7 protein-coding genes and 1 pseudogene are annotated in these 7,335 nt (G+C 66.7%); 2 read left to right on the forward strand and 6 right to left on the reverse strand.

Annotated features, from left to right (window positions below; genetic code table 11):
• Positions 1–83 precede the first annotated feature (83 nt).
• Positions 84–1,820, forward strand: coding sequence for a chloride channel protein (locus tag JGS39_RS10295; protein WP_219568465.1), 1,737 nt, complete (start codon positions 84–86; stop codon positions 1,818–1,820).
• Between the two features lie 262 nt (positions 1,821–2,082).
• Here the strand turns inward: JGS39_RS10295 and JGS39_RS10300 are convergent, their stop codons facing one another.
• Together JGS39_RS10300 and JGS39_RS10305 are read right to left on the reverse strand one after the other, a co-directional pair.
• On the reverse strand, positions 2,083–2,472 hold the full coding sequence (locus JGS39_RS10300) for a hypothetical protein (RefSeq protein ID WP_219568457.1): 390 nt from the start codon (positions 2,470–2,472) through the stop codon (positions 2,083–2,085).
• Between the two features lie 336 nt (positions 2,473–2,808).
• Entirely contained in the window at positions 2,809–3,342 is a 534-nt protein-coding gene (locus tag JGS39_RS10305) for a MarR family winged helix-turn-helix transcriptional regulator (protein WP_219568458.1), read from the reverse strand.
• Positions 3,343–3,419: 77 nt separating this feature from the next.
• Between JGS39_RS10305 and JGS39_RS40730 the strand changes: the two are divergent.
• Positions 3,420–3,603: pseudogene (locus tag JGS39_RS40730) on the forward strand (IS110 family transposase); the annotation flags it as partial.
• A 19-nt stretch (positions 3,604–3,622) separates the two neighbouring features.
• Here JGS39_RS40730 and JGS39_RS10310 read toward each other — a convergent pair.
• The 4 genes from JGS39_RS10310 to JGS39_RS10325 all read right to left on the reverse strand — a co-directional run.
• Positions 3,623–4,081 (reverse strand): hypothetical protein, encoded by a 459-nt coding sequence (locus JGS39_RS10310; RefSeq protein WP_236062745.1) that lies wholly within the window; start codon positions 4,079–4,081, stop codon positions 3,623–3,625.
• A 59-nt stretch (positions 4,082–4,140) separates the two neighbouring features.
• Positions 4,141–4,365 carry a hypothetical protein gene (locus tag JGS39_RS10315; protein ID WP_219568459.1) on the reverse strand — a complete coding sequence of 75 codons (225 nt, stop codon included), beginning with the start codon at positions 4,363–4,365 and terminating at the stop codon, positions 4,141–4,143.
• A 27-nt stretch (positions 4,366–4,392) separates the two neighbouring features.
• The gene (locus JGS39_RS10320; RefSeq protein WP_219568460.1) at positions 4,393–5,643 is read right to left on the reverse strand and encodes a cation:proton antiporter; all 1,251 of its coding nucleotides are present in this window, start codon (positions 5,641–5,643) and stop codon (positions 4,393–4,395) included.
• 461 nt (positions 5,644–6,104) lie between these two features.
• Positions 6,105–7,335: FG-GAP repeat domain-containing protein (locus tag JGS39_RS10325; RefSeq protein ID WP_219568461.1), on the reverse strand; the 1,231-nt coding region annotated here is incomplete at its 5' end.

The raw sequence follows: 7,335 nt of genomic DNA on the forward strand, positions 1-7,335 counted from the left end.
GCCCCTCGGCGATCGACGGCAAGGATGGGGACAGATTCCGCATGGCCCGTTTCCAACGGTTCCGGACCGCTCCGCTGGGGCTGATGGTGATGGCCTTGGTCATCGGAGCGGGAGCCGGGGCCGGTTCGATCGTCTTCCGATGGTGCATCGAAGCGTTCACCAGGCTGTTCTCCGGTCACACCGACTACGCGTCGGCTCCCGGCAGCGACCATCCGCATGTGGCGTGGCTGGGCCCCGGCTTCGTGGTCCTGGCCCCGGTGATCGGCGGTCTTCTCTACGGTCCGCTGGTCAACCGGTTCGCCAAGGAGGCACGCGGGCACGGGGTGCCCGAGGTCATGCTCGCCGTCGCTCAGCGCGGCGGACGCATCAGTCCCAAGGTCGCCGTCGTCAAGACGCTCGCGTCCGCGCTGACGATCGGCTCCGGCGGATCGGTGGGCCGGGAAGGGCCCATCGTCCAGATCGGCTCCGCTCTGGGCTCGACCCTCGGACGGGTGACGAAGGTGACCGAGGGCCGGATGAAACTCCTGGTCGCCTGCGGCGCGGCCGGCGGGATCGCGGCGACGTTCAACGCACCACTGGCAGGCGTCTTCTTCGCCATGGAGCTGATCCTGGGAACGTTCAGCGTGGAGGCGTTCGGCGCCACGGTGCTCGCCAGCGTCACCGCCAGTGTCATCGGGCGCGCCGCCTTCGGCGATGTCGCTTTCCTCAGCCTCCCCGCGTTCCACGTCGAGCACCTGACGCAGTACGGCCTGTTCGCTCTCCTCGGCATCCTGGCGGGCGTGGCCGGCATCGTCTTCACGCGCGTTCTGTACGCGATCGAGGACGCCTGCGACTGGGCCTGGCGCGGCCCGGAATGGCTCCGCCCTGCTGTGGGCGGCCTGGCCCTCGGACTGGTCCTCCTCGCTCTCCCCGAAATGTACGGCGTGGGATACCCCGTGCTGGAGAAGGCTACGGAAGGCCGCTATGCCGTGGGCTTCCTCCTGCTGCTCCTGGTCGGGAAAATGGTGGCCACCAGCGTGACGATCGGCATCGGCGGGTCCGGCGGAGTCTTCGCGCCGAGTCTGTTCATCGGGGCGATGCTCGGCGCCGCCTTCGGCGCTACGGCGGCGGAAGTCATGCCTGCCACCGCGGGGGCAATCGGCGCCTACGCTCTGGTGGGCATGGGCGCAGTGTTCGCCGGCGCTTCACGGGCACCGATCACAGCAGTCGTCATCCTGTTCGAACTCACCGGCGAGTACACGATCATCCTGCCTCTGATGCTCGCCATCGTGCTCGCGACGGCAACAAGCCGCATGCTGTCCCACGAGACGATCTACACCCTCAAACTCCTTCGCCGGGGCATCGATCTCGCACGCCCCGCGCACGGTGCCCGAATCGGCCGGCAACAGGTCGCCGATGTCATGGAAACACTTCCCACCGCCGTGCCGGCGACGAGTCCCCTGAGCGAGGCATCCGGGCTGCTGAGCCTGTCCGGGCACGGTGCACTGCCGGTACTCGACGCCTCCGGTGACTACTTGGGAGTGGTCACCGCACAGTCCGCCGCCCAGGCACTCGCCCAGCAGCCCGCAGGCGCACCGACGCTGGTCGGTGAGATCGCCGAGCAGCCACCCCGCGTCACTACGAGCGACTCGCTCGCCACCGCCCTGAAGGACCTGGTCGACGCATCAGGCACCGGCGTCCCAGTCCTGGATGAGACAACAGGCAGGCCCGTCGGCTGGCTCAGCCACCAGGGAGCCCTGCGTGCCCTGCACACAGCGCCCTCGACCCCACCTTCGGAACGCGCCCTCTCACACGTGCCTCTGCACGTGTCCACACCCTGAGCCTCCGCCGACTTGGAGTCGCGGGTCATGGACAACGACATCCGCGACCCCGTGGTCGTCACCGGCTACACCGCCACCCACACCCACAAACTCGCCCCAGCCAGTAGGAGGCCGACCGCGACCTCGCCGCCGGACGTGCACCGATCGAGCACCCTTTCGCTCACCTCAAGAACTGGCGGATCCTCACCAAACTCCGCACCGACCCCACCCGCGCCACCCGCCCCCTGCTTGTTCTCACGAACCTCGAAGTCGACCGCTGAGGTTAGGAGGCGTTCATGTACCAGAACGCGCCACCGAGGAAAATCGGCAGCGTGAAAGCTACCTGAAGCATCCAGGGAACACCTGGTCCCTCGTCGTCAGGCTTGCCGGGGTTCTCCGCACGCCACGTCATGAAGGCACGCATTGCCTTCCAGTGGCCCACGACACCCAGGGCGATACCCAGGATGCCCCCGCAGTAGACGGGAAGCAGCTCGTTCAGAGGCCAGTCGTAGTGGACGCTGAAGGCCACAGTCGCCAGGAACCCTGCCACCGGACCGCACGACACCCAGATCATCTGCCACCGGTTGACCATCCCAGGGAGAAACACGGCGAGATACAGAACCGCACTGACCGCGGCGAACAGCCACCACAGCGGAGAGGACTTCTCCAGCACCAGAATCCTTTCGTCTACCTTCCCGACCGCGTCCCGAAGGCCCCCGCCCGCCCGCAACCGCGTGTCCCACCGTTGCCACGACTCAGGGGCTATCGGACAACCTTAATAGCCCACAAATGACGAAAATCAGGGGCCCCGCTGATCTGCTTCGCAGGCGGTGGCCCACAACCGGCGTGAGCATCCCGAGAGCCGGTCACGCCAGCCCTTTGACCCGCGACTTCAAGTCGGCGGAGGCTCACTCACAGGCACCCGCCCGAGCGCTCCGCCGCCGCGCCCGACAACGCCTCCCTCGTTCGGATGCGGCCCGACGATGCATCCCGTCGCCGGAAGGGCTTGTCAGGTAGCTGAACCGTCCGGAAGATCAGGCCAACCCAGCGGGTACGCGCCGCCGGGCTCAGCCGGTTGCGCAAGCGGTTCCCCGCCCGCCTCACTGAATGCCGTCAGCGCCTCGACCAGAACCGTTCTCTGCCCCGGAGCGAGCCTTTCGACAATGCGCGTGATCTCCTGGCGCCTGCGCGCGGTGACGTCCTCGACCGTCCGGTGGCCCTCTTCGGTGAGCCGGAGCTGGGTCTCCCGCTTGTTGTCAGGATTGACCTGCCGGTCCGCAAGCCCTGCGGCGATCAGCCGGTCGACCATCCGCATGGCGGTCGACGGCGCCACGTGCAGCAGATCGGCCAGAGCGACGAGCTTCGTGGTCCCGCGCGTCGAAAGCACCACCAGCATGCGGAACTGCGCGAGCGTCACACGCTCCTCGATCTCGGACAACGACCGTGCCGACACAGCAACCAGGACCCGCGACGCCGCGATGACCGCACGGGTCACTCCGTCAACATCACTCGTGCCCCCGATCGGGGCCTCTCTCTCGGCCATGCCCCCTTTCTACCGCGCAGCCACGCTCCTGTGTGCAGTGGCCTCCACTCGGGGCGCACGGGACCGGCAGCTCGAACGCCTTCCTCCTCTCGGCATTCGCCGCTCTGGCGACCCCACGTCCCGGGCTACTCCGATGAGAAGATCGCGCAGGGCAAGCACCACACTCAAGCGCTGCTGGGCCTTGCAAGGTGTTGGGCCGATGTCCTCTTCGCCATGCTGCGCGACGGAACTCTCTACGATCCGCGGCCGGTCAGCCCATGACCGCCGTCATTGTCAGGCGTCACCCCGGCGGGGAATCAGGGTCTGCTTCCAGAACGGCCAGCAGCTCCGCGAAGCGCTGGTCCTGCGAGGTCCCCGTGGCCAGCTCGCTGAGAGCATATGCCGTGGTCTTGAAGCCGTCTCCGTGGTGGAACTCCGCACCCCACGCGCCAAGCCGCACGAAAGCCACCTCGTCCAGGAGAAGACGGTCGGTCCCCCATGGGTTGACCGCCACGATGCCGCCAGGGCCGACCTCGAGCCGGACCCTGAGAATCGTCCACCAGAAGAACACCACAACGCCAACCGCCAGCCCCGTCCACAGTCCGGCCGACCCAGCGGTCTCCGCTGCCGGAGAAAAGGCCCACACTCCCCAGCCAATGACCGCCTTCACCCCTACGACGACAGGAATGACATAGGCCGCCACGAGAACCGGCCGTTCCACCCGCCACACCGACACCGAGTCCCCACCCTGGTCATTCATGCCCGCATCGCGAGTAACGTGTCTTGACCAATCCCGTAGGAACTCCCTTCGGCTGCAAGTCACCGCTTGACCCGGTAGAGCTCTATGTCGCGGTTCACGAACAGGTGGACGTAACCGCAGTCCCAGCAGATGAGACCTGTCGCCGACTCATCGGCCCACCCCAGCTTCAAGAACTCCATGCCGGAGCTGTTGAGCTTGACCTCGCGGTCCCGGAAGATCTCACACTCGCAGACATGACAGCGGAACCAGATATCGCCGAGCAGCGCATGTACCGGTTTGGCCATGGGCCTTTCCCCTTCCTGTGGTCGGCTTCAGACGGAACTGATCTCCTTGCTGTTCTCGGCCACGCCCCTCGACGCCGGTTCCACGGCGGCGTTCTCAGGAATGCCTGCCAGGTCATCAATATCGAAGAGTCGCGCGATCGGTACGTCCGTGCTGCTGTGAGCGATGATCGAGAACGCAATGCACACGGCAATCAGGGTGTACGCAGCTTCTCCTTGCGGGATGCCCGCCTGGAGCACCAGTAGGCCATAGACCACCGAAGCAAAGCCCTTGGGCCCGAACCACGCAGCGACCATCCGCTCCCGGCGGTCGAAGCGCGTCCCGATCAGGGAAAGCAGTAGTGAGGCCGGCCGAATCAGCACGATGGCCAGCACCACCGCCACGTATCCGCCCAGGGACAGGTCTCCGAAGAGCTGAGGTGTCAGCAGAGCACCGAAGACGAGCAGAGCCGCGAACTTGGCCAGCTCGGCCAGTGCCTCGCCGAGCGGTTCGAACGCGGCCTTCGCTTCCGGGGAGATCGCCGCGAGAACAGCGCCCGCGGAGAACGCGGCAAGGTACGGGTTGGCGTGGGTGAGGTGACAGAGCGCGTAGAGGATGATCCCTGCGGCCAGCGGCAGCAAGGGCTGCAGCTTCGGCTCCGCACCCAGTAGCCGCAACCGCACAAGCCCGTTGACCAGCAGGGGCAGCACCACCCCGAAGGCGAGCCCCAGGCCCAGTTCGAGACCGATCTTCGGAAGGGAGGCTTCGGCGTGACCGGTGGTCGGCCCGGCAGCCGCTATGAGGATCAGTACGACCGGCAGCGCGAGCCCGTCGTTGATACCACTCTCCACATTGAGCAACTGCCGCAGCTTGGCCGGAACTTCCTTACGCCCCACGATCGCGGAGGCGAAGACCGGATCCGTGGGCGCCAGTACCGCTCCGACCAGGAACGATGTCATCCAGTCGAGCCCCGCCACGTAGTGGGTGACCAGCGCCATGCCGACGAAGGCCAGGGGCATTCCCAGGCCAAGGGCCCGGGCTGGGTTCTTCCACTGGGCGCGCAGCTTCGGGAACGAGACGTGCATGCCATCGGTGAACAACACAGCGAACAGCGCCAGATCAGCAGTGACACCGACGATTTCACTGTCGGGAGTGATGTGGATCAGGCCGAGGAAACCGTCACTGACCAGTGCACCGCCGACAAGGAACAGGAAGGAGGTGGACAGAACGGTCCGGGCGGCAAGCCCGGAGAGCAGCACCGCGATGAGCAGCGCGGCTCCGAAGACGGCAACGAGCACCATGAGTGGATTCCCTCGGTCAGCGAAGACAGTTGTCCCTTGTTCGCCGACCAGGCTTCCCGGCACTCCGAGGAGGATTTTACACTCTCCTGACGCACTCCTGCCAGGTACATGCCGCCGCGGTCAATCCGTCAGTGGCCGGGCGCCTCGGCCCCGCCGTGAGCACTTCAACGCCGCCACCGAGCTCAATGGCCACCCACGCAAAAACGCCCGGCGCGGAAACCTCCGGCCAAGGACCGGCGTCAGCTCCTCCGAACATCCGGCCAAGCGGGCAATTCCAGGCACCGACTGCCCAGGCAGGCAGCCGCATAGGGACCGTGGCGAGGCACATCATCCGACGCCCCTTGCTGATTGTCGGCCTCAACAGAGGGTGAATCGCCGTGTAGTGCTCGCGGTACGGCGGGTTGAGTGATGGTGGACCGCCCCGGCCGAGGAGGCCCACCATCACTGCGTGATCCTGAACGTCAGCTGAGCTGCTGGAAGTTGAGCCATCCACTGGTGCCGACAGCGGTGGGCGTGCCGATGCCGGTCGGGGTGACGGCGGGATAGAAGTAGAACTCCTTGCCGGTGTCGTGGCTGGTGGCGAAGAGGTCGGGCTTGCCGTCGCCGTTGGCGTCGCCGGACGAGGTGACCAAGGGATGGGTGGTGCTGTCCCAGCCGGTGGCGCTGATGGTGACGGTGCTGCTTCCCAAGCCTTCGCCGGCGGGTCCGGTGCCGGCGTAGAGGCGCAGGCGGCCGTCGGTCCGGTTACGGGCGATCATGTCGACCCGGTTGTCTGCGTTGACGTCGCCGGGGGCGGTCATGTCGTAGTCGCCCCAGCTGCCGTTGCCGATGAGGATGGGGTCGGCGTACTCGTCAAGGCTGAGAGTGTCCGCTCCGTAGTAGAGCCAGAGGAAGTTGCCTTCCTTGACGAGCAGGTCGGTGTGGCCGGGGGTGTCGGGGGTGCCGTCGCCGTCAGTGTCGAGGGGGCCGTCGACGTCACCGATGGCGAGGATCTGGGACGCGTCGGTCCAGTGGTTGTTCTCGGTGCTGTAGGTGGTGATTTCCTGGCGGTCGTAGCTGCACGACTTGGAGGCGCCGTCGGCGGATTCGCCCAGTGTTGTGCAGGCGTAGCCGAGGCCGTTGTTGGGGTAGACGTACAGCTTCTTCTGGTTGTTGGCATCCGGGACGGCCGCGATGAGGTCTTCGTAGCCGTCGTTCGTCCAGTCCCCGCGGTGGCTGACGGAGGCGCCGTCGAACTTCGTGGCGCTGGCGACGGTGTAGGGGGCGTGCCGGCCGTCGCCCTGGCCGGGGTAGAGCCAGAGTGCGCCGTCGGTGCGTACTCCGTATATGTCGGTGTTGCCGTCGCCGTTGAGGTCGCCCGGCTTGTCGGTGATGCCGGGGCTGTCGGCGTAGAAAATGTAGACGGCGCGGTCGGAGATGTTGCCGGCCTTGTCGATGCTGCGTGCGTAGAGGGTGTGGTTGCCCGCGGCGAGCGGGGTGAGCTTGATGGCGACGGAGCCGCCCTGGGCGCTGGGGGTGGCACTGCGGACGGTGCCGTCCCAGTCGGTCCAGTACTCGTACTTGGTGACGTCGGTGACGCCGCCGCTGCTGATCGTGAAGGTGCCTTCGGTGCGTGCTTTCCCGGTGGTGGCGGGCCAGCCGTCGGAGCCGTCGGGGAACTGACTGGAGGTGGCGGTCGGCGGAGTGGAGGGC

The organism is Streptomyces poriferorum (genome assembly GCF_019399235.1).
In the GTDB taxonomy this organism is placed as follows: Bacteria; Actinomycetota; Actinomycetes; order Streptomycetales; family Streptomycetaceae; genus Streptomyces; species Streptomyces poriferorum.